This window comes from Streptomyces sp. NPDC005435 (assembly GCF_040703155.1).
GTDB lineage: Bacteria > Actinomycetota > Actinomycetes > Streptomycetales > Streptomycetaceae > Streptomyces.
Genome location: NZ_JBEXEQ010000004.1, coordinates 86,172 through 105,360, shown reverse-complemented (window position 1 = coordinate 105,360; position 19,189 = coordinate 86,172). Strand labels below are relative to the sequence as shown.

Below are 19,189 nucleotides of genomic sequence, written 5' to 3'. Positions count from 1 at the left end.
CCGTTCGCGCCGTCGCCGGGAAGCCCCGTCACCCACTCGGGTGGCGGGGTTTTCCACAGGCCGGGAGGTGGTCCACAGGGCCCGGCGGGGGCGGCGGAACGGGTGCAGTCTGGTCGCACGCAGGCCGTACGGGAAGGGCTCGTACGGCGGGACGGCCCGGCGTCGTGGCGCCGGGTGAGGAGGGGTTCGCGATGAACGAGACCGTGGTGTGTGTGGTGGGTAACGTGGCGACGCAGCCGCTGTACCGGGACATGGCGACGGGACCGTCGGCCCGGTTCCGGCTCGCGGTGACCTCGCGCTACTGGGACCGGGAGAAGAGCGCCTGGACGGACGGCCACACCAACTTCTTCACGGTGTGGGCCAACCGGCAGCTCGCGGTCAACGTGGCCGCGTCGGTGGAGGTGGGGCAACCGGTGGTGGTGCAGGGCAGGTTGAAGGTGCGTTCGGAGACACGGGAGGGGCAGCAGAGCTGGGCGTCGGCGGACATCGACGCGGTGGCGATCGGGCACGACCTGGCGCGGGGTACGGCGGCGTTCCGGCGTGCCGCCCGGCCGGACGCGCCACCTCGCGCGACGCGTCCGGAACCGGAGTGGGAGACACCGCCGCCGGAGGAGGAGAGCGGGCAAAGTCCCGTCGAGACAGTGGGGGTGACGTGATGTCAGCCCGGCTGGGCTGATGGTTTGTCAGCCCCGAGGGCTCGCCCGGTACGGAGCCGCGGCTTATCGACGGATGGGTGCCGAACGGGTCGAACACGCGGAACACCCGCTTCCCACCCTTACCGACCGGTGGATTTGTCGACAAGCCCGGTTCGTTCTCAACGTCCGCGATAACGATTGCGGCTCGGAACGGCCTCCGGCGCCTGGACCCGGCGAGTGGGGCCCGCGTTGATCCATAGGATGCCGGGCGTGGCCCCTCGGGGCAGCCGATTTCTGCTGGTGGGACCGTCCCCCACGTCCAACGGGTCCTGCTCGAAGGGGAATTCTGTGCTTGGTGCGTTCTCTGGGATAACCCGGTCCGCCGTGCCCGCCCGTGTCGGTGCGGTGGCCCTGGTCTCCGGCCTGGCGGCGGTGGGTGTGCTGTCCGGCGCCGGTACGGCCCTGGCCGACGAGTCTCCGCAGACTCAGGGCGGGGCGACGGCCACGATCAACGGCCTCAAGACGTACGGCGAGGCCGTGATCCACGAGGACGGTACGGATCTGACGGTCCCCGCGGGCCTGTTCGAGATGTCCGTCGACGGCGGCGGCACCCTCCAGACGTACTGCGTCGACCTGCACAACCCGACCCAGCGGGACGCGCACTACCAGGAGACCCCCTGGAGCGGCACCTCGCTGGGCGCCAACAAGGACGCCGGGCGCATCCGCTGGATCCTGCAGAACTCCTACCCCCAGGTCAACGACCTCGCCGCACTCGCCCGCAGGGCCGGGGCGAGCGGGCTGACCGAGCAGGACGCGGCGGCCGGCACCCAGGTGGCCATCTGGCGCTACTCGGACGGCGCGAAGGTCGACGCCGTGAACCCGGACGCCGAGAAGCTCGCGGACTACCTCCAGAAGAGCGCCCGGAACACCGCCGAGCCGCAGTCCTCCCTGACCCTGAACCCGTCCTCCGTCTCCGGGAACTCCGGTGGCCTGCTCGGACCGGTGACCGTGCACACCAACGGCGGCACCGTGACGGTGACCCCGCCCGCGGACGCGGCCGCTGCCGGAGTACGGATCACCGACAAGACCGGCAAGGTGATCACCTCGGCGCGGGACGGCAGCCGGCTGTACTTCGACGTCCCCGAGGGCACGCCGGACGGCTCCGCCCAGCTGACCCTCCAGGCCTCCACCACCGTGCCGGTGGGCCGCGCCTTCGCCTCCGACTCCCGCAGCCAGACCCAGATCCTGGCCGGCTCCAGCGAGTCCACGGTCTCCGCGACCGCGACCGCCACCTGGGCCGCCGAGGGCGCCATCCCGGCGGTCTCGGCCCGCACGAACTGCGCCAAGGGAGGCGTGGACGTCACCGTCGCCGACAAGGGCGACCAGCCGTTCACCTTCGAGCTGATGGGCGAGCAGCACACGGTGGCCGCCGGCACCGTGACCACGGTGTCCGTCCCCCTCCAGGAGGACCGCGCCTACGACTTCACCCTCACCGGCCCCAACGGCTTCAGCCGCCGCTTCACCGGCGTCCTCGACTGCAAGACCCAGGGCGTCATCACCACCAAGTCCGCCCAGACCCTGAGCGACCCCACCCCCGTGGCCCTCCCCGCCGACACCCCGGCCGGCACGGACCTCGCGGCGACGGGCGGCTCGGCGGTCACCCCGCTGATCGCGGGAGTGGCGATCGGGCTCGTGGTGATCGGCGGAGCGGTACTGGTGATCCTGCGCGGGCGGGAGGCGCAGGCGGGGGAGTGACGGGGCGCGTACGTCCCCGGGCTCTCCAGCCGTTCCGCCCATGCCCGAGATCACCCCGCAGACCCCGCTCACCCCGGCCCGGGCCCGTGCCCTGCTCGCGATGCTCCCCGCCGGGACGGAGATCGAGCCGGGCCTGACGGACCGGGAACTCGACGCCGTCGAGTCCCACTGGGGCTTCCGCTTCGCCCCGGAACACCGGACGCTGCTGAGCGCGGGTCTGCCGACGGGCCCGGGCTGGCCCGACTGGCGGGACGGCGCACCGGAGGACCTGGCGGAACGCCTGGCGTGGCCGGTGGAGGGCGTGCTGTCCGACGTGGAGTGCGACGCGTACTGGCACACCGGCTGGGGCCCGCGTCCGGAGGCATCCGGGCAGGCCCGGGAGGTGGCCGCCGCCCACCTCACCGAGGTCCCCCGCATGATCCCGGTCCACAGCCACCGTTATCTGCCGGGTGACCCGGACCGTGTGGGCGCCCCCGTACTGTCGATGTACCAGACGGACATCGTCTGCTACGGCGGCGACCTGGCCGGCTACTTCCACAACGAGTTCGGCGGTCTCATGCCGACCCGGGAGGACCAGGAGCGCGCCAGGCAGGCGGCGATTCCGTTCTGGTCGGGCTTGGTGGGGTGACGGCACCGTCCCCCTCTTCCGGGATGCTGGAGGCATGCGTGCCTCTCGTCTGATTCGTATGGCGCTGCTCGTGCAGTCGCGGCCCGGTGTGAGCGCTGCCGAGATCGCCCGGGAGCTGGAGGTTTCCGAGCGGACGGTGATCCGGGACGCGCAGGCGTTGCAGGACGCGGGGGTGCCGGTCCGGGCCGAGCGGGGGCGTGGGGGCGGGTACCGGCTGGCGCCGGGGCACCGGACGCGGCTGACCACGCTGCATCCCAGTGAGGCGGAGACGCTGTTCCTGTCCGGTCTGCCGACCGCGCTGCGGGACCTCGGGCTGGCGGGGGCGGCGGACGCGGCCCGGCTGAAGCTGTCGGCGACCCTGTTGCCGTCGCTGCGGGAGGCGGCCGAGTCGTCGGTGCGGCGGTTCCATCTGGACGCGCCGGCGTGGTTCCGGGAGCCGTCGGTACCGGAGTCGCTGCCGGAGCTGGCCCGGGCCGTGTGGTCGGACCGTACGGTCGAGCTGGCGTACGCGCGGCCGGGGCGGGACGGGGCGGCGCCGGACACGGTGACGCGGCTGCTGGAGCCGTACGGGCTCGTGCTGAAGGCGGGGGTCTGGTACGTCGTGGGGCGCGTGCCGGGGGAGGGGCGGGGCCGGGACGGTGCCTGGCGTACGTACCGCGTCGACCGCGTGACGGCGCTGGACCTGGCCCTCGGCCTCGACGAACCCTTCGTCCGCGATGCGTCCTTCGACCTGGCCGCGCACTGGCGGGCCCAGGCCGCCGGGTTCGCCCGGGCCCTGCTGCGGACGACCGTCACCGTGCGCGTGACGGAGCGGGGGCTGCGCCGGCTGCCCGCCGTGGTGGACGCGGCAGGTGTCGGTGAGGCGCTGGGCTCCGCGAGCGCGCCCGACGACGCCGGGCGGGTCACGCTCGACCTGCCGGTGGAGGCGGAGGACGTCGCCTTCGCCCAACTGGCCGAGCTGGGCGCGGAGGTGGAGGTGCTGGCCCCGGCGGGCCTGCGCGCCCGCTTCCGTGAGCGGGCGCGGGCGCTGGCCGAGCTGTACGGCGTGGATGTGGACGATCAGCGGTAGTCGTCCGGGGTGCCGGGCTGCCCGCGGAACTTGACCTCGTCGAAGTACGCCCACGCGTCCGGCCGGCTGCCGTCCACGTCCCGTACGCCGTAGACCTTGGCGAGTTCCGCGCTGGAGGTGGACTCGCGGTTCCAGCGGGCCGCCCGCTCCGGGTCGGCGGCGAGGGCGGCGACCGCGCGGGCGAGGTAGTACGGCGACTCGGCGACGGCGAAGTCCGGCTCCTTCGCCGCGGCGTCGCGCCAGTTCTCCTCGCTCACGCCGAAGTGGGCGAGCATCTGCTCGGAGCGCAGGAAGCCCGGCGTCACCGCGACCGCCGTACCCCCGTACGCCGCCAGCTCCTCGCCCAGCCCGAAGGCGATCCGGATCGGGGCGGTTTTCGCGAGGTCGTAGTAGAGGTTGTCGCGGTAGCGGCGGTTGAACTCCGCCGTGCCGTCGGTGACCTCCACCAGCAGCGGCGCGTCCGAGCGGATCAGCAGCGGGAGCGCGAGCGCCGCCGTGATCACATGCGACCGCACCCCCAGCTCCAGAATCCGCAGCCCGTCCGCGAGCGGCGTCTCCCAGCTCTTCTTCCCGAACACCGAACCGACGAGCAGATGCTCGCCGCCCCAGAGGTCGTTGACGAGGATGTCCAGCCGCCCCTGCTCCCGGTCGATCCGCTCGACGAGGGCCCGTACCTGGTCCTCCTCCAGATGATCGGTGGGGACGGCGATCCCGGCGCCCCCGGCCGCGCCGACCAGCTCCGCGGTCTCCTCGATGGTCTCCGTCGCCCTGCCGACCTCGCTGACGCGGTCGCGCGTGGTGCGGCCGGTGACGTAGACGGTGGCCCCGGCGCGGCCCAACTCCACGGCAAGCGCGCGGCCGGCACCTCGGGTGGCTCCGGCGACGAGGGCGATGCGGTGGGTGAGGGGGCGGGCGGTGTCCTGGGTGGTGGTGTCGTTCTCCATGCCCACCACGGTGCACGCCAAAGGTGACAGTTCACGTCACCTTTTTCGGCGGTGCCGGATTCCCGTGGTGCCCGAGCCAGGGAACCGGCGGGAGGGGGGCGGTACGCCGGCGCTACCGGGGTCCCGGGGCCGAAGCCCGGGGACCTTTCCATTCCCGCCCCCATGGCCGCCGGGGTCCTCACCGGACGCCGGAGGACACCTGGCCACCGACAGTGACAGAAGAGGCACCTTCGGCAGCGGCAAAGCCGCAGGTCACAACCCCCGGTCGATACGCGTTTCCGCGGAAGCCTTGCCGTACGGCAAGATGGGAGGTACTGCCCACTGCCAGATTTCAAGCTGCCGGACGGTTTCTCTTGGCTGAGTACATCTACACCATGCGCAAGGCGCGCAAAGCGCACGGCGACAAGGTGATCCTCGACGACGTCACCCTGAGCTTCCTCCCGGGGGCGAAGATCGGTGTCGTCGGACCGAACGGCGCGGGCAAGTCGACCGTCCTGCAGATCATGGCGGGACTGCAGCAGCCGTCGAACGGTGACGCCTTCCTGTCGCCCGGCTACAGCGTCGGCATCCTGCTCCAGGAGCCCCCGCTGAACGAGGAGAAGACGGTCCTGGAGAACGTCCAGGACGGCGTCGCCGGGATCAAGGGCAAGCTCGACCGGTTCAACGAGATCGCCGAGCTGATGGCGACCGACTACTCCGACGCGCTGCTCGACGAGATGGGCAAGCTCCAGGAGGAGCTGGACCACGCCAACGCCTGGGACCTCGACGCCCAGCTGGAGCAGGCCATGGACGCGCTGGGCTGCCCGCCCGGCGACTGGAAGGTCACCAAGCTCTCCGGTGGCGAGAAGCGCCGCGTCGCGCTCTGCAAGCTGCTCCTGGAGCAGCCCGACCTGCTGCTCCTCGACGAGCCCACCAACCACCTCGACGCCGAGTCGGTGAACTGGCTGGAGCAGCACCTGGCCAAGTACCCGGGCACCGTCGTGGCCATCACCCACGACCGGTACTTCCTGGACAACGTCGCCGAGTGGATCCTCGAACTCGACCGCGGCCGCGCCTACCCGTACGAGGGCAACTACTCCACCTACCTGGAGACCAAGCAGACGCGTCTGAAGGTCGAGGGCCAGAAGGACGCCAAGCGCGCCAAGCGGCTCAAGGAAGAGCTGGAGTGGGTGCGGTCCAACGCCAAGGGGCGTCAGGCCAAGTCCAAGGCCCGTCTCGCGCGGTACGAGGAGATGGCGGCCGAGGCCGACAAGATGCGGAAGCTGGACTTCGAGGAGATCCAGATCCCGCCGGGCCCGCGTCTGGGCAACATCGTGGTCGAGGTCAACGACCTCAACAAGGCGTTCGGCGAGAAGGTCCTCGTCGACGACCTGAGCTTCACGCTGCCGCGCAACGGCATCGTCGGCATCATCGGCCCGAACGGCGCCGGCAAGACCACGCTGTTCAAGATGATCCAGGGTCTGGAGACCCCGGACTCCGGCGACATCAAGGTCGGCGACACCGTCAAGATCTCGTACGTCGACCAGAGCCGCGAGAACATCGACCCCAAGAAGACGCTGTGGGAGGTCGTGTCCGACGGCCTCGACTACATCAACGTCGGCCAGGTCGAGATGCCGTCCCGCGCGTACGTGTCGGCCTTCGGCTTCAAGGGCCCGGACCAGCAGAAGCCCGCGGGCGTGCTGTCCGGCGGTGAGCGCAACCGCCTCAACCTCGCGCTCACCCTCAAGCAGGGCGGCAACCTGCTGCTCCTCGACGAGCCCACCAACGACCTGGACGTCGAGACGCTGTCCTCGCTGGAGAACGCGCTCCTGGAGTTCCCCGGCTGCGCCGTGGTCGTCTCCCACGACCGCTGGTTCCTGGACCGAGTGGCCACGCACATCCTCGCGTACGAGGGCGACTCCAAGTGGTTCTGGTTCGAGGGCAACTTCGAGTCGTACGAGAAGAACAAGATCGAGCGGCTCGGTGCCGACGCCGCCCGCCCGCACCGCGCCACCTACAAGAAGCTGACCCGGGGCTGATCACACCTTGCGCCACATCTACCGCTGCCCGCTGCGCTGGGCGGACATGGACGCGTACGGCCACGTCAACAACGTGGTGTTCCTCCGCTATCTGGAGGAGGCCCGTATCGACTTCCTGTTCCGCCCGGACAAGGACTTCCAGCAGGGGTCGGTCGTGGCGCGACACGAGATCGACTACAAGCGGCAGCTCGTCCACCGGCACGCGCCGGTCGACATCGAGCTGTGGGTCACCGAGATCAGGGCCGCGTCCTTCACCCTCACCTACGAGGTGAAGGACGACGATCTCGTCTACGTCCGGGCGTCCACCGTGATCGTCCCGTTCGACTTCGAGGCCCAGCGGCCGCGCCGGATCACCGCCGAGGAGCGCGAGTTCCTCGGCGAGTACACCGACGACGGCGGCAAAACCGGCGCGGCCGGCGAGGAGGAGGCCGTCGCCGCATGACGGTGCTCCACCTCGCCGACGAGAGGGAGGCGGCGGATCTCGGCGCCTTCCTCTCCCGGCTGCTCCATTACGACCGTGGAGCGGCGGTACGCCTCCAGGCGGCCGGTACGGCGCTCGCCGTGTTCGGCCGGCCGCCGTCCTTCGAGGTGCTCGCCATCCGCGCGGCGCGGCTCGCCAAGCCGTACGAGGACGGGCTCGACGTCACCCTCGACGCGACCGTCTCCGCGGGTGAGCTGCTGGAGGCCCTGGACGACCGGGCGGCCACCGCGGCCGTACCCACCGCCGTCACGGGCCCGCCGTGGGCCGGGGTGCTGCCGCCGCGCGGCGGCTGGCGGCCCGAGCCGGGGCTGCCCGCCCCGGAGGAACTGCGCCGTACCGTCGGTCAGTCGGTCGCGGAGTTCCGCGCCCGCACCGAGGAACTGGCCCCCGAGGCGCGCACCCGCGCCGAACTGGACCGTACGGGGCGGGAGATCTGGTCCCGCGAGATCGGTACGACCCGGCTGCCGCTGCGCGCCGTGCACGCGGCGCACTCGCTCGGCTTCCTGCGCCCCGGCACCGGCGTGGAAGACGTCGTCCTGCTGTCCTCGGGCACCTGGCTGAGGCTGCGCACGCCGTACGGCTCGGTCGCCGTGCGCGGGGCGGGACTTGGGGCGCTCGGCGTCAGCGTGCGCTGACCACTCCCGTTGTCAGCCCTCGGTGTTCACCATCGAAGCGGCCGCGTACGTCAGGTAGTTCCACAGCGTCCGCTCGTGCTCCTCGGAGAGCCCCAGCTCGTCCACGGCCACGCGCATGTGCTTCAGCCAGGCGTCGTGCGCGGCGCGGTCCACGGCGAAGGGCGCGTGCCGCATGCGCAGGCGGGGATGCCCCCGGTTCTCGCTGTAGGTGGTCGGTCCGCCCCAGTACTGCATGAGGAAGAGCGTCAGCCGCTCCTCGGCCGGCCCGAGGTCCTCCTCCGGGTACATCGGCTTGAGCAGCGGGTCCTCCGCGACACCCTCGTAGAAGCGGTGGACGAGCCGCCGAAACGTCTCCTCCCCGCCGACCTGCTCATAGAAGGTCTGCTCCTGAAGCGTGCCACGCCGGATCTCTTTCACCCGTCCATGGTCTCAGACGGGGGGACCGAGGACCTGGGTCGTAGGACCCCTGCCCGGTGCCGTGGGGCTACGACGCGTCCGGGTCGGTGGGGCGCGTACGCCGCCGCCGGTCCAGTTCGGTGTAGCGGGCGCGCATCGCGTCGCTGGCCGCGGGACCGGCGCTGAAGACGTACGCCTCGCTGTCGTCGAGGCGCTTGCCGGTGCGGGCGTCGACCACGACCGGGTCGGACTCCTCGCCGGTCTCGGCGTCGATGAGGATCATGGAGCGGTCCTCGGGGTCGAGGTGACGGTTGCCCCAGGCGGCGAGGGCGACGATCACGGGGCGCAGGGAGCGGCCGAGGTCGGTGAGGACGTACTCGTGGCGGACGGGGTTCGTCTGGTACGGGCGCCGCTCCAGGAGGCCGTCGCCGACCAGGGTCTTCAGCCGGGCGGTGAGCATGCTGGTGGAGATGCCGAGGCTCTGCTGGAACTGGTCGAAGCGGGTGTAGCCGTCGAAGGCGTCATGAAGGATCAGCAGCGTCCACCACTCGCCGACGTGCCGCACCGTGGTCGACAGCGGGCACTCGCGGTCCTCCAGCCTGATCCGGTTCGGCATGGCACTCTCCCTGGTTACTGCTAAAGTCGAAGTTACTTGCTTCTATTTTAGCAGTGACCGGGTGACCGGTACCGAGCCATGTCGTCATGTCCCTGTCTGTGAGGCGCTCCCATGACCGAGAACCCCGACGCCGTCGAGCTGCCGGAGGTCGTCCGGCGTTATCTGCGGGCGCACGACGCGCACGACGTCCCCGCCGCCCTGGCCGCGTTCACGCCCCAGGCCGTTGTCGCGGACGACGGGCAGACCTACGAGGGCACCGTCGCCATCGCGCGCTGGCTGGAGCGGGCCGGCTCCGAGTACACGTACACGACCACGCTTGTCGGTGCCGAGAGCGAGGGACTCGACCGCTACACCGTCGTCCAGCACCTCGAAGGCGACTTCCCCGGCGGCACCGTCGACCTGCGCTACCGCTTCGCCCTCGACGGCGGGCTGATCAGCCGGCTCGACATCGCCCCCTGACGACGACCGGATTCGAGGAAGCATGAAGACCTGGTTCATCACCGGCGGGACCCCCGGCGGCTTCGGCATGGCCTACGCCGACGCCGCCCTCGAACGCGGCGACAACGTCGTCCTCACCGCCCGCCGCCCCAAACTCCTGGCCGACTGGGCCGCCCACCACGGCGACCGGGCGCTCGTCCTCCCCCTGGACGTCACCGACACCGAGCAGATCCGCGACGCCGTCCGCACGGCGGAGGATCACTTCGGCGGCATCGACGTACTGGTCAACAACGCGGGGCGCGGCTGGTACGGCTCCGTCGAAGGCACGCCCGAGGCCGACGTCCGGCGCTCCTTCGAGCTGAACTTCTTCTCCGTCACGGAGATCCTCCGCGCCGTCCTTCCGGGCATGCGGGCGCGTCGCAGCGGTTGGATCGTCACCATGTCCTCCGTCGCCGGACTGCGGGGCGTCCCCGGATTCGGCTACTACAGCGCCGCGAAGTTCGCCGTCGAGGGCCTGACGGAAGCGCTGCGCGAGGAGCTGGCGCCGTTCGGCATCCACGTCCTCGCCGTCGAACCGGGGGCCTTCCGGACCCACGCGTACGCCTCCTTCGCCGACGAGTCGGTGTCCGAGTCGGTCGACGCGTATCTGCCGTTCGTCGAGTCGGTCCGTACGGCGATGATCGAGCAGGACGGGCGGCAGCCGGGGGATCCGGAGCGGGGGGTGCGGGCTGTCCTGGACGCGATGGACCGGGAGGAGCCTCCGCGGCGGATCGTGCTGGGGGCGGGGGGTTATGAGGCGGTCCACGGGCAACTGGTGGGAATGGTGGAGGAGTTGCGGGTCTACGAGGCGGCTTCGCGGGGTGCGGACTTTCCGCCTGGGGAATAGCCGCGGAGACGGGTGAGTGTGAGTGAGCCCGGGCTCGACCGGCATCTGTACGGTGCCGAAGTAGCATGCGCCGCCGAAACCCCGAGACCGGGCACGGACACCCGCACGCCCCCGCCGAAGTCCGCCCCGCCCTGGCGGTAGCCGGCCGGCATCCGCGCGGGCGGATGGCGAGTTGCCCGCTGGAGAGGTCCCGGATTCACGGGTGGACGAGGGGGCCTGCTTCTTCTTCCGGGTCGGTCTGGGGGACGAGGGTACGTATGTGTCCGGCAGCTTCGGCGCCTGGACGCTGGAGTGTGCCTGAGCGGTGGGTACGTGCCTGACGCGTTCCTCGCCCGCAGCTGATCACCGTTGATGTGCGAAGGGGCCCCGGATTTCTCCGGGGCCCCTTTGGTCGCGTGCCGGTTCAGCCTCGGCGGATCGTGATCGTTGTCCACGCGCCCACGTGGACGCGGTCGCCGTCCTGGAGGGGGACCGGGACGAAGGGCTGGATGGGTTCGTCGCCGCCGTTGACCGTGGTGCCGTTGGTGGAGTTCTGGTCGACTACCGCCCAGGTGCCGTCCGGCTGTTGGACCAGGACCGCGTGCTGGTGGGAGACGCCGGGGTCCTCCGGGGGGACCGAGAGGTCGATGTCGGGGGTGTCGCCGGTGGAGTGGCGGCGGCGGCCGATGGTGAGCTGGTTGCCGGTGAGGGGGCGCTGCTGCTCGGGGGAGTAGGCGGGGAGGTTGAGGCCTGCCGCCTCCGGGCCGGAGCGCTGCATCATCGCCATGAAGTACTCGCGGTCCGGGCCGATGGTCGCCGTCCACGTGGCCGGGCCCTGCTGGTAGCCCGAGGGGGGCTGCTGCGAACCCTGCTGCGGGTAGCCGTAGCCGCCGGACGGGCCGTTCGGCGCCGGGGACGACGACGGCGGGGAGATTACCCAGTCGTCGGCGGCGCCGCCGAAGGACGGGCCGCCGTTGTTCGGGCGGCCGCCGCCTTCCTGCGGGTAGCCGTAGCCGCCCGGGGGCGGCGGGGTCTGCCGGGACGGGGCGCCGCCGAACGCGGAGGGCGCCTGGCCGGGGACACCGGGGGCACCGGGGGTGCCGGGGAAGCCGGAGGGGTCGCGGCCGTAGGGGGGCTGGGCTCCGCCGGCCTGCGTGCCGGGCTGCCCCCGGTCGAAGCCGGAGGGGCCACCCGGGCCACCCGGGCCACCGGGACCGCCCTGGCCGCCCGGGCCCGAGGGCTCGCGGCCGAACGGCGGCTGGCCGGCAGGTCCACCCGGTCCACCCGGTCCACCCGGTCCGCCCTGGCCGCCGGGGCCGCCGGGGCCACCCTGCTCACGGCCGCCGCCGAACGGCGAAGGGCCGCCGCCCTGGCCACCCTGGCCCGGCCGCTCCCGTTCGAACATCGACGGGCGTCCCTGGCCGCCAGGACCACCGGCAGGAGCGCCGGGTCCGCCCTGGCCCCCGCCGAACCCCTGCGGCGGCCCGCCCGGACGGCCGCCGCCGAACCCCGACGGACCCCCCGCCGTCTGCGGAGGCGTCGCCGGGCCGCCGCCGCGCGCGGCGCCGAACGGGGTCGGGCCCGAGGGCTCGTTGTCGAAGGGGGGTATCGGCTCGGCCGGGCGGTTGACCTGGGAGGGGCGGGAGCCCTGGTACTCGTAGCCGTCACCGCCGCCGTAGGAGGCGCTCGGCGGCTGGAAGCGGGGCTGCTGACGGCCCGCGCCGGGCGGGGACGCCGGGGTGTACGAGGTGGCCGTGTTGGTGAGGAAGTTCCACCGGCACTCCTCGCAGAACGGCGCGCCGCCCTCGCGGGGCGTACGGCACTGCGGGCACAGCTCCGGGTTTCCGGACGGCGCGGGGCCGCGGCCCTCGGCGCGCGGCGGCGGGAAGCCGTAGCCGCCGGAGGACGGCGGCGGGGGCGGGGGTACGGCACCGGCCATGCGGTGACCGCACACCTCGCACCAGTCGTCGGCACCCGACTGGTGTCCGTTCGGGCAGGTCGGCATGTCGGTGCTACCCCTTCTCCTGAGGCACTTGTTTCTGCAGGGTCACTTCTTCACGCGGACGGTCTTGGTGGACCGCGTTTCGAGGGTCATCTCGTCGGCCTCGGTGACCTTCGCTTTCAACCGCACAGTACCTGTCGAGGCGTCCACCACGTCCACCACCTTCGCAAGCAGTTTCGCAGTATCCGCGTTCCCCGACACCCGCGCGAGCTGAACCGCACGCCCCAGTTTGGCCGTTGCTCCGTCCATATCGCCCGCTTTGCGGAGGTCTATCCCCTGCTGGATGACCTGCGCCAGTTCGGCCTGACCCGTGTAGTGGGCGACTTGGGGATTGATGGCGGTGGAGGCGGTCAAGTCGTCGGTCCACACGGCCCGTACGAGCCCCTGCGCGCCCAGGTTCTGTGCCGTGCCCCCAGGTTGGGGGACCACCAGGGATACCCGCGCGGCCAGCATCTCGTGGCCGAGTCCGGCCGCCGGGACCGTCACGCACAGGTGGTAGTCGCGGGACTCGTCGCCCCAGGAGCCGGTCGGATAGTCCCCGGCGCGCGGGCCGGCCTCCGTGCGGCGGCCGGTCAACTCCTCCACCGAGGGGGCCACTTGCTTGAGGTACGAGACGACGGCGCCGGCCGGGGTCCACACCCGCAGGGCGACGTCGGCGACCTCCTTGCCCATCGTCTTCTCCATCATCGCGGTGAAGTCACCGGCCAGATGGGCCGGATCGGCCACGATGTCGGCGCTGCCGAGCAGGGCCGAGGCGATGGCTGTGACTTCTTTCACTTCCCAGTCGGTGCCCACCCCGCGGGCGTCGCAGGTGAAGCGTCCGGCGCACGCCTCCAGAGTGGCCCGCAGCGCCTCGGGCGCCTCGTGCTCGTTGCGCCCGTCGGTGAGCAGGACGCCGTGCCGGATCTCCACGTCCGCCGAGGCGAGCAGCCGGTCGGCCAGGCGCAGCCAGGACCCGATGGCCGTACCGCCGCCTGCCGTGAGACGGCGCAGCGCCCGCTTGGCCTGCTCGCGGGTGGTGGCGTCGGCCACCGCGAGGCGCCCACCGCCCGGGTAGGCCTCGCGGGCGACGTGCGTGCCGTCGATCACCGCGAAACGGGTGCCGTCGCGCAGGGCGTCCAGGGCGGCGGCCGTGGCGTCGCGGGCGTTGCGCAGTTTGGCGGGCGGGTAGTCCATGGAGCCGGAGCAGTCCACCATGAGCACGACGGCGGCCGAGGGGCCCCGGCCCGTACCGGCTCCCGACGCCGGCCCGGCCGCCCCGGCAACCCCGGCCACCCCGGCCGCCCCGGCGACCCCAGTCGTCCCGGACACCGTGCCGCCGCCCGTCGCCGTCACCGTCACGACGGCGTGGACCTCGCGGCCGTCCTCCGGCAGGAACTCGTTCTGGTAGACCTCCACCGAGAACGCCGGCCCCGCCGGTTTCGCGAAATTGGCCATGCTGCTTCACATCCCCCAAGAAGCACCCCGCCGAGGCGGGGCGGTGCGTGGGCCGCGATCCCGGTCCCCTCCGGTCTTGCGGCTGCTTCCCCGTGCGCGGCCGCCCCACGGCGCGCGGTGGTCGCCGCGCGCGAACGGCCTCAGGCCGATCCTGCCCCCGGAGCGGGCGCGGGGAACGGTACGACGGCCACTGTTACGTTGTCGTGCCCGCCGCCGTCCAGCGCGTGCCCGACGAGCACCCGCGCGGCGTGCAGCGGACGCTCCGCCGCGTCCGGCGGCACGATGCGGGCCAGCTCCTCGGCCGTCTCGGCGTAGTTCCACAGGCCGTCGGTGCAGACGATCACCACGCCGGCCCGGTCGGGCTTGAACGACGCGGTGTGCGGCTCCAGTTCGTAGGCGTCGGCGCCGAGCCAGCCGGTGATCGCGTGGGCGCGCTCGTCGGCGTAGGCCTCGGCCTCGTTCATCAGTCCGGCCGCGACCATCTGCGCGGCCCAGGAGTCGTCCTCGGTGAGGCGGGCCGGGGCGGCGGTGCGGTCGTCGGGCACCCAGTAGGCGCGGCTGTCGCCGACCCAGCCGACGACCAGCAGCCCGGAGGTGACGACCGAGGCGACGATGGTGCAGGCCGGGGCGTTCTGGTGCGGGGTGTGCTCGCGGGCCTCGTCGGGCTCCCCGGCGAGCGCGTCCACGGCCTGCGCGGCGGTGACGATCGCCTCGTGCATGGCCTGCTGCGGATGCGTGCCGCGCGGCAGGGCCGCGAGCAGGCTGTCGCCGGCCGCGCGCGAGGCGGCCATGGAGGCCTCGTCGGGGCGGGTCGCGGAGGAGACGCCGTCGCAGACGACGGCGACGGAGGCGGGCGCGCCGTCGGGCAGCGCGGTGTGCGCGACGGCGAAGGCGTCCTCGTTGCGGTGGTGGCGCAGACCCCGGTCGCTGACGGCGGCCAGCGGGCCCGACTCCCGTTCCATGTGGTCGCGTTCGCGGGGCTGGGCGTGGCCGCAGTTCTCGCAGTAGCCGTCGCCGTCCACCCGGCCGGCCCGGCAGGCCACGCAGACCGGCGCGGGCTCGGCCGGACCGGAAGAGGGCTCGGCCGGACCGGAAGAGCGCTCGCCGCGCGGGTCCGGCGCCTGGAGCGCGTACTCCTCCGGCTCGCTGGGCCGGTCCAGGCGTACGCCCCCGGAGGCCGCCTCGGGCCCCGGCAGCGGCGCGCCGCCGGAGTCGGTGCCGGGCACGTCGGTGGCGCGGTGCGTCCTCGGCTCGGCGCTGTCCGGTCCCGGCGGCTCGGGGTCGGGCCAGTCCACGCCGGCGGCGCCCGCCATGGCGAGCGTCGGCTCGTCCCCGGGCGGCACCTGGGAGAGGTCGTAACCGCAGGCACCGCAGAAGAGGTCGCCGGGTTCGAGCGGCTCCGCGCAGCTCGGGCACTTCGGCAGTGCGGCCTGCTGGGGCATCTGTGACATTCGCCTACACCCACGTCCGGGGGCGGTAACGGTTGGCCCGTTCCACCAGTTCGATCCTCTCCTCGCCGCCGGGCGCCAGCCGGGCCAGCGTGCGGTACGCGCGTTCCAGACCGAACCGGAGACCCCGTTCGTCCAGACCGCTGCCGAGCAGCACCCGTCCGCCCGGGGCGGGCGAACCGGCGCCCCTGCCCTGGGAGAGTATCCAGTCCAGGGCGCAGCCGAGGACTTCCGCCGACAACCGCTCGCGCCGCGCCGGGTCCAGGCCGTACGCGTCCAGCGCCTCGATCTGGCCCGCCGCGGCGGTCAGATCGTCCAGGAACGGTACGTCACCCGGGCTCGCCGTGCGCTGTCTGAGCCGGGCCCGTACGGCCGCGACCCGGGCGGCGGTGTAGTGGATGGACGACTCCGGCACCGACTCCAGGGTGTCCACCGCGCCGGTGCGGTCCCCGGCGGCGAGCCGCACCCGGGCGAGTCCGAACGCGGCGCTGACGAAGCCCGGGTCGGTCGCCCACACCAGCCGGTAGTACTCGGCGGCGTTGTCCAGCTGGCCCAGCACCTCCGCGCACAGGCCGAGCGCCAGCTTGGGCGCGGGTTCGCCGGGGAAGGCGTCGTAGACCGCGTCGAAGGCGAGGGCGGCGTGCGCGAGGTCGCCGGTGGCAAGCGCGGTCACACCCCGGTACCAGACCACCCGCCAGTCGTCAGGGCGCTCCGCCTCCAGGCGGGCCAGGGTGGTCAACGCGGCCTCGGAGTCGCCGAGTTCGAGCCGGGCCCGGACGCGTCGCAGTCGGGTCTCCACGGTCTGCGCGGGGGCCGCGTCCAGGGCGGCGAGGAGTTCGCCCGGGGCGGTGGCGGTCAGGCCCGCGAGGAACCCGGCGTCCGGGTCGTTCGGGTCGACCAGCGGGACCGGCAGCGCGAGCGCGGCGGCGGCCGTGTCCACCGCCCTGACCAGTGCCGGGGGCGGAGCCGAGGACGTACGGTCCGGGCCGCGCGTGCCGAGGCGGGACACCTCGCCGTCCAGCACCGGGAACAACTCGGTGTCCGTGACCCGCACTTCGGGCCCGAACAGGGTCGACAGGGCGGGCCGGGGCTGCCCGGTCTGGAGCGCGACCACCTCGCGCAGCACCCCGGTGAGCTGCTCGGCCATCTCCTGAGCGGAGGCGAACCGGCGGGCCGGGTCGGGGTCGGTCGCGCGGACCAGGAAGCGGTAGAAGGACTCGTAGCGCCGGAACACCTCGATGGTGTCGGGGTCGGGCAGCGAGTCGGCGTAGACGGTCGTGTAGCCCTGGAAGTCGAAGGTGAGGACGGCCAGGGTGCGGCCCACCGTGTACAGGTCGCTGGCCGGGGAGGGGCCGACGTCCGCGACCTCGGGGGCCTGATAGCCCACCGTGCCGTAGATCGCGGACTCCTCGTCGTCGATCCGGCGCACCGCGCCCATGTCGATCAGCTTGAGCTGGTCCTCGGTCTGGATGGCGTTGTCGACCTTGAAGTCGCAGTACAGCAGGTTGCGGCTGTGCAGATGGCCGAGCGCCTCCAGGGCCTCGATGCCGTACGCGCACGCCTGCTCCACCGGGAGCGGGTCGCGGCGCCCCTCGGGCGTGCGGCGGGCGTTGGCGATCTCCTTCAGGGACTTGCCGCCGACGTACTCCATGACGATGTAGCCGTCCAGGGAGCCGGTGCGCTGGTCCAGGTGCTCGACGAAGTTGTAGATGCGCACGATGCCGGCGTGCTCGATCTCCGCGAGGAACCGGCGCTCGGAGATCGCCGCCTCCATCGCGTCCTGGTCGCCGGTGTCGAGGAGGCCCTTGAGCACCACCCAGCGGTCGGAGACGGCCCGGTCGACGGCGAGGTAGATCCAGCCGAGCCCGCCGTGCGCGAGACAGCCCGCCACCTCGTACTGCCCGTGCACGATGTCCCCGCCGCGCAGCTTCGGCACGAAGGAGTACGGGTGGCCGCACTTGGTGCAGAAACCCTCCGTGCGGCCCGGACGCTCCCCGCGCGCCCTGCCGACCGGCGCCCCGCAGTCCGAGCGGGAGCAGTACCGCTTGCGCTCGGGCACCTGCGGGTTCTCCAGCACCATCGCGCGTGGGTCGGGCCTGGGCACCTGCGGCACCGCGACGAGACCGGCGCCGAGCCGTCCCCGCCCGGACGGGCCCGAGGACGCGCCCGAACTGCGCACCGACACCGAACGCCCGGTGGCGCGGCCCGAGGAGGCGCGGGAGAGCCGCCCCGACACCGAGCGGTGCGAGCGGGAGGACTGCGAGGAGGTGCGGGCGCTGCGCGAACTGCCGCTCTCCGCAGGGCCGGTGGCCTCCCGGGTCGCGGCGGAACCCGTCACCGGGACCGCCGCCGGGGCCACCACGGGCGTCACCATGGGGGTCACCGCCGGCGTCACCGCCGGGGCGACCACGGGTGCCAGACCGCAGGTGTCGCAGTACAGCTCCCCGCCGCCCACGTCCTCGTACGTGCCCGCGCAGTCCGGGCGCTGGCACGCGTGCCGTTCCTCGCTCACCGCTCGTCCCCCTGTCCGTCCGTGGGCCCGTGCTCCGGCACCTTCGGCGCGGTGAGCAGTTCGGCCGCCATGTGCTGGTAGCGCAGCACCGCCTGCTCGGCCACGCGCAGATCGCAGGGCGCGCTCCACAGCATGCGGCGGGCCGCGTCGTACCGCTCGATCAGCAGCGGGTCCTCGGCCAGACCGTGCCGGGCGACCTTCGCGCGGTAGGCGTCGAGCCGGCCGCGCAGCTCGGCGCGGACCGCGAGCGGCGCGGTCACGGCGGTCAACGACTCGCGGGCGCGCAGCAGTTCGTCCTCCGCCCGCTGCTCCAGGGACTCCAGGAGCGGGGAGAGCCGGTGCCAGCGGGCCTGCCTGCGGTACTCCGCCGCCGTCGCCAGCTGCTCCTGGAGCACGGTCGGCGGGCCGCTCACCACCGGTACCTCGGTCGCCGCGATCTTCGCCAGGACCTCGCCGCGCGCGGTGCGCGCCTCGGCCAGCGTGCGGTCGGCGCGCAGCAGTATGTCCCGCAGCCGGATCAGCCGCTCCTCGGCGTCCTGGCGGACGGTCAGCACCGCGTCGATCTCCCGGCGCACGTCCTCAAGGGCGCGTGCCTCGCGGTCGTAGACCGTGGTGTCCGGGCGGCCGCCGCCGGGCGCCGAACTCCCCTGCGCGGGCGTCCAGTAGGCGAGCGGGTCGCTGATCACCCGGGCGCGCAGCGCGGTCAGCGTGGCCGTGATGCCCTCCAGGTCGTCACCGGCCGGGTGTTCACCGGGGCGCACCCCGACGGAGTGGGCGAGCGAGCGGGTGCGGTGGAGTTCGGCGGCGAGTAAATCTATGCGGGCGGGCAGCGCCGACCACACCGCGTCGGCGGCGACCACCACGTCCAGGGAGGACGCGTACAGCTCGTTCATCCGGCCGACCAGCGCGGACAGCGTGTAGCTCTCGCTGAGCCTGCCGCTGCCGGCCGGGAGCGCGGAGCCCGCCAGGGTCACCGCGTCGCCGCGCAGCAGCCCGGTCAGCTCCACCAGGTCCTCACGGCTGGACCAACGGCGCCGGGAGCGGATCTCGCGGGCCCGGCGCAGCGCGGCCGTGTACGCGTCGAAGCAGGCCCACAGCACGCTGATGGCCTCCTCCGCGGCCGTCCAGCGCTCCTTGGTGACACCGGTCAGCTCGGCGCCCTCCAGGAGTCTGCGGCCCGCGTGGTCCTGGAGCGCGAGCAGCGAGGTCTCGATCGCCTCGTGCTCCTGGCCGAGCCGCGCCAGCGCACGGTCCACCTCGTCCCGGTCCATCACCGGCCCGGCGGGGTCCGTGACGCCCATCGATCACCT

General features: G+C 73.0%; 17 protein-coding genes. 9 read left to right on the top strand and 8 right to left on the bottom strand.

Annotation, left to right across the window (positions count from 1 at the left end):
* Positions 1-191 precede the first annotated feature (191 nt).
* The 4 genes from AB0898_RS06865 (at position 192) to AB0898_RS06850 (ending at position 4,087) form a co-directional block, all read left to right on the top strand.
* A complete protein-coding gene (locus tag AB0898_RS06865) occupies positions 192-656 on the top strand; it encodes a single-stranded DNA-binding protein (protein ID WP_366801760.1) in 465 nt (154 codons plus the stop codon).
* Between the two features lie 384 nt (positions 657-1,040).
* Positions 1,041-2,390: a TQXA domain-containing protein gene (locus AB0898_RS06860; RefSeq protein WP_407078300.1), complete on the top strand. Its 1,350-nt coding sequence runs from the start codon at positions 1,041-1,043 to the stop codon at positions 2,388-2,390.
* Positions 2,391-2,430: 40 nt separating this feature from the next.
* The gene (locus tag AB0898_RS06855) at positions 2,431-3,018 is read left to right on the top strand and encodes a hypothetical protein (protein WP_366801758.1); all 588 of its coding nucleotides are present in this window, start codon (positions 2,431-2,433) and stop codon (positions 3,016-3,018) included.
* 34 nt (positions 3,019-3,052) lie between these two features.
* Positions 3,053-4,087 carry a WYL domain-containing protein gene (locus tag AB0898_RS06850; RefSeq protein ID WP_366801757.1) on the top strand — a complete coding sequence of 345 codons (1,035 nt, stop codon included), beginning with the start codon at positions 3,053-3,055 and terminating at the stop codon, positions 4,085-4,087.
* On the opposite strand, the gene AB0898_RS06845 is transcribed toward AB0898_RS06850, so the two are convergent.
* Entirely contained in the window at positions 4,078-5,031 is a 954-nt protein-coding gene (locus tag AB0898_RS06845) for an SDR family oxidoreductase (protein ID WP_366801756.1), read from the bottom strand. The two genes, AB0898_RS06850 and AB0898_RS06845, sit on opposite strands and share 10 nt — an antisense overlap.
* 353 nt (positions 5,032-5,384) lie before the next feature.
* Here AB0898_RS06845 and ettA point away from each other — a divergent pair, with 353 nt between their 5' ends.
* From ettA to AB0898_RS06830, 3 genes are read left to right on the top strand one after another with little or no spacing between them, the layout of a single operon-like run.
* Positions 5,385-7,049 carry an energy-dependent translational throttle protein EttA gene (gene ettA, locus AB0898_RS06840; protein ID WP_366801755.1) on the top strand — a complete coding sequence of 555 codons (1,665 nt, stop codon included), beginning with the start codon at positions 5,385-5,387 and terminating at the stop codon, positions 7,047-7,049.
* 7 nt (positions 7,050-7,056) lie between these two features.
* Positions 7,057-7,491, top strand: coding sequence for a thioesterase family protein (locus AB0898_RS06835; protein WP_366801754.1), 435 nt, complete (start codon positions 7,057-7,059; stop codon positions 7,489-7,491).
* Positions 7,488-8,165, top strand: a complete 678-nt coding sequence (locus AB0898_RS06830) for a hypothetical protein (RefSeq protein ID WP_366801753.1) — start codon at positions 7,488-7,490, stop codon at positions 8,163-8,165. Before AB0898_RS06835 ends, AB0898_RS06830 begins: the two co-directional genes overlap by 4 nt.
* Before the next feature lie 12 nt (positions 8,166-8,177).
* On the opposite strand, the gene AB0898_RS06825 is transcribed toward AB0898_RS06830, so the two are convergent.
* Together AB0898_RS06825 and AB0898_RS06820 are read right to left on the bottom strand one after the other, a co-directional pair.
* Complete coding sequence (locus AB0898_RS06825; protein WP_366801752.1) at positions 8,178-8,582, bottom strand: globin; 405 nt, start codon at positions 8,580-8,582, stop codon at positions 8,178-8,180.
* Between the two features lie 67 nt (positions 8,583-8,649).
* The gene (locus tag AB0898_RS06820) at positions 8,650-9,177 is read right to left on the bottom strand and encodes a helix-turn-helix domain-containing protein (RefSeq protein ID WP_366801751.1); all 528 of its coding nucleotides are present in this window, start codon (positions 9,175-9,177) and stop codon (positions 8,650-8,652) included.
* A 111-nt stretch (positions 9,178-9,288) separates the two neighbouring features.
* Here AB0898_RS06820 and AB0898_RS06815 point away from each other — a divergent pair, with 111 nt between their 5' ends.
* Together AB0898_RS06815 and AB0898_RS06810 are read left to right on the top strand one after the other, a co-directional pair.
* On the top strand, positions 9,289-9,636 hold the full coding sequence (locus AB0898_RS06815; protein WP_366801750.1) for a nuclear transport factor 2 family protein: 348 nt from the start codon (positions 9,289-9,291) through the stop codon (positions 9,634-9,636).
* A 22-nt stretch (positions 9,637-9,658) separates the two neighbouring features.
* On the top strand, positions 9,659-10,501 hold the full coding sequence (locus tag AB0898_RS06810; RefSeq protein ID WP_366801749.1) for an SDR family NAD(P)-dependent oxidoreductase: 843 nt from the start codon (positions 9,659-9,661) through the stop codon (positions 10,499-10,501).
* A 403-nt stretch (positions 10,502-10,904) separates the two neighbouring features.
* Here the strand turns inward: AB0898_RS06810 and AB0898_RS06805 are convergent, their stop codons facing one another.
* The 5 genes from AB0898_RS06805 to AB0898_RS06785 all read right to left on the bottom strand — a co-directional run bounded on the left by AB0898_RS06805 (position 10,905) and on the right by AB0898_RS06785 (position 19,180).
* Positions 10,905-12,485: an FHA domain-containing protein gene (locus tag AB0898_RS06805; protein ID WP_366801748.1), complete on the bottom strand. Its 1,581-nt coding sequence runs from the start codon at positions 12,483-12,485 to the stop codon at positions 10,905-10,907.
* Between the two features lie 42 nt (positions 12,486-12,527).
* Positions 12,528-13,919 carry a VWA domain-containing protein gene (locus AB0898_RS06800; RefSeq protein WP_366801747.1) on the bottom strand — a complete coding sequence of 464 codons (1,392 nt, stop codon included), beginning with the start codon at positions 13,917-13,919 and terminating at the stop codon, positions 12,528-12,530.
* 140 nt (positions 13,920-14,059) lie between these two features.
* On the bottom strand, positions 14,060-15,370 hold the full coding sequence (locus AB0898_RS06795) for a protein phosphatase 2C domain-containing protein (protein ID WP_366801746.1): 1,311 nt from the start codon (positions 15,368-15,370) through the stop codon (positions 14,060-14,062).
* Positions 15,371-15,374: 4 nt separating this feature from the next.
* The gene (locus tag AB0898_RS06790; protein WP_366801745.1) at positions 15,375-17,879 is read right to left on the bottom strand and encodes a tetratricopeptide repeat protein; all 2,505 of its coding nucleotides are present in this window, start codon (positions 17,877-17,879) and stop codon (positions 15,375-15,377) included.
* The gene (locus AB0898_RS06785; RefSeq protein ID WP_366801744.1) at positions 17,876-19,180 is read right to left on the bottom strand and encodes a hypothetical protein; all 1,305 of its coding nucleotides are present in this window, start codon (positions 19,178-19,180) and stop codon (positions 17,876-17,878) included. Before AB0898_RS06785 ends, AB0898_RS06790 begins: the two co-directional genes overlap by 4 nt.
* Between the last annotated feature and the right edge of the window lie 9 nt (positions 19,181-19,189).

Coding starts and splice junctions, on each gene's coding strand:
- AB0898_RS06865 (WP_366801760.1), top strand. CDS start 192: ATGAACGAGACCGTGGTGTGTGTGGTGGGTAACGTGGCGACGCAGCCG.
- AB0898_RS06855 (WP_366801758.1), top strand. CDS start 2,431: ATGCCCGAGATCACCCCGCAGACCCCGCTCACCCCGGCCCGGGCCCGT.
- AB0898_RS06850 (WP_366801757.1), top strand. CDS start 3,053: ATGCGTGCCTCTCGTCTGATTCGTATGGCGCTGCTCGTGCAGTCGCGG.
- AB0898_RS06845 (WP_366801756.1), bottom strand. CDS start 5,031: ATGGAGAACGACACCACCACCCAGGACACCGCCCGCCCCCTCACCCAC.
- AB0898_RS06830 (WP_366801753.1), top strand. CDS start 7,488: ATGACGGTGCTCCACCTCGCCGACGAGAGGGAGGCGGCGGATCTCGGC.
- AB0898_RS06820 (WP_366801751.1), bottom strand. CDS start 9,177: ATGCCGAACCGGATCAGGCTGGAGGACCGCGAGTGCCCGCTGTCGACC.
- AB0898_RS06815 (WP_366801750.1), top strand. CDS start 9,289: ATGACCGAGAACCCCGACGCCGTCGAGCTGCCGGAGGTCGTCCGGCGT.
- AB0898_RS06810 (WP_366801749.1), top strand. CDS start 9,659: ATGAAGACCTGGTTCATCACCGGCGGGACCCCCGGCGGCTTCGGCATG.
- AB0898_RS06805 (WP_366801748.1), bottom strand. CDS start 12,485: ATGCCGACCTGCCCGAACGGACACCAGTCGGGTGCCGACGACTGGTGC.
- AB0898_RS06800 (WP_366801747.1), bottom strand. CDS start 13,919: ATGGCCAATTTCGCGAAACCGGCGGGGCCGGCGTTCTCGGTGGAGGTC.
- AB0898_RS06795 (WP_366801746.1), bottom strand. CDS start 15,370: ATGTCACAGATGCCCCAGCAGGCCGCACTGCCGAAGTGCCCGAGCTGC.
- AB0898_RS06785 (WP_366801744.1), bottom strand. CDS start 19,180: ATGGGCGTCACGGACCCCGCCGGGCCGGTGATGGACCGGGACGAGGTG.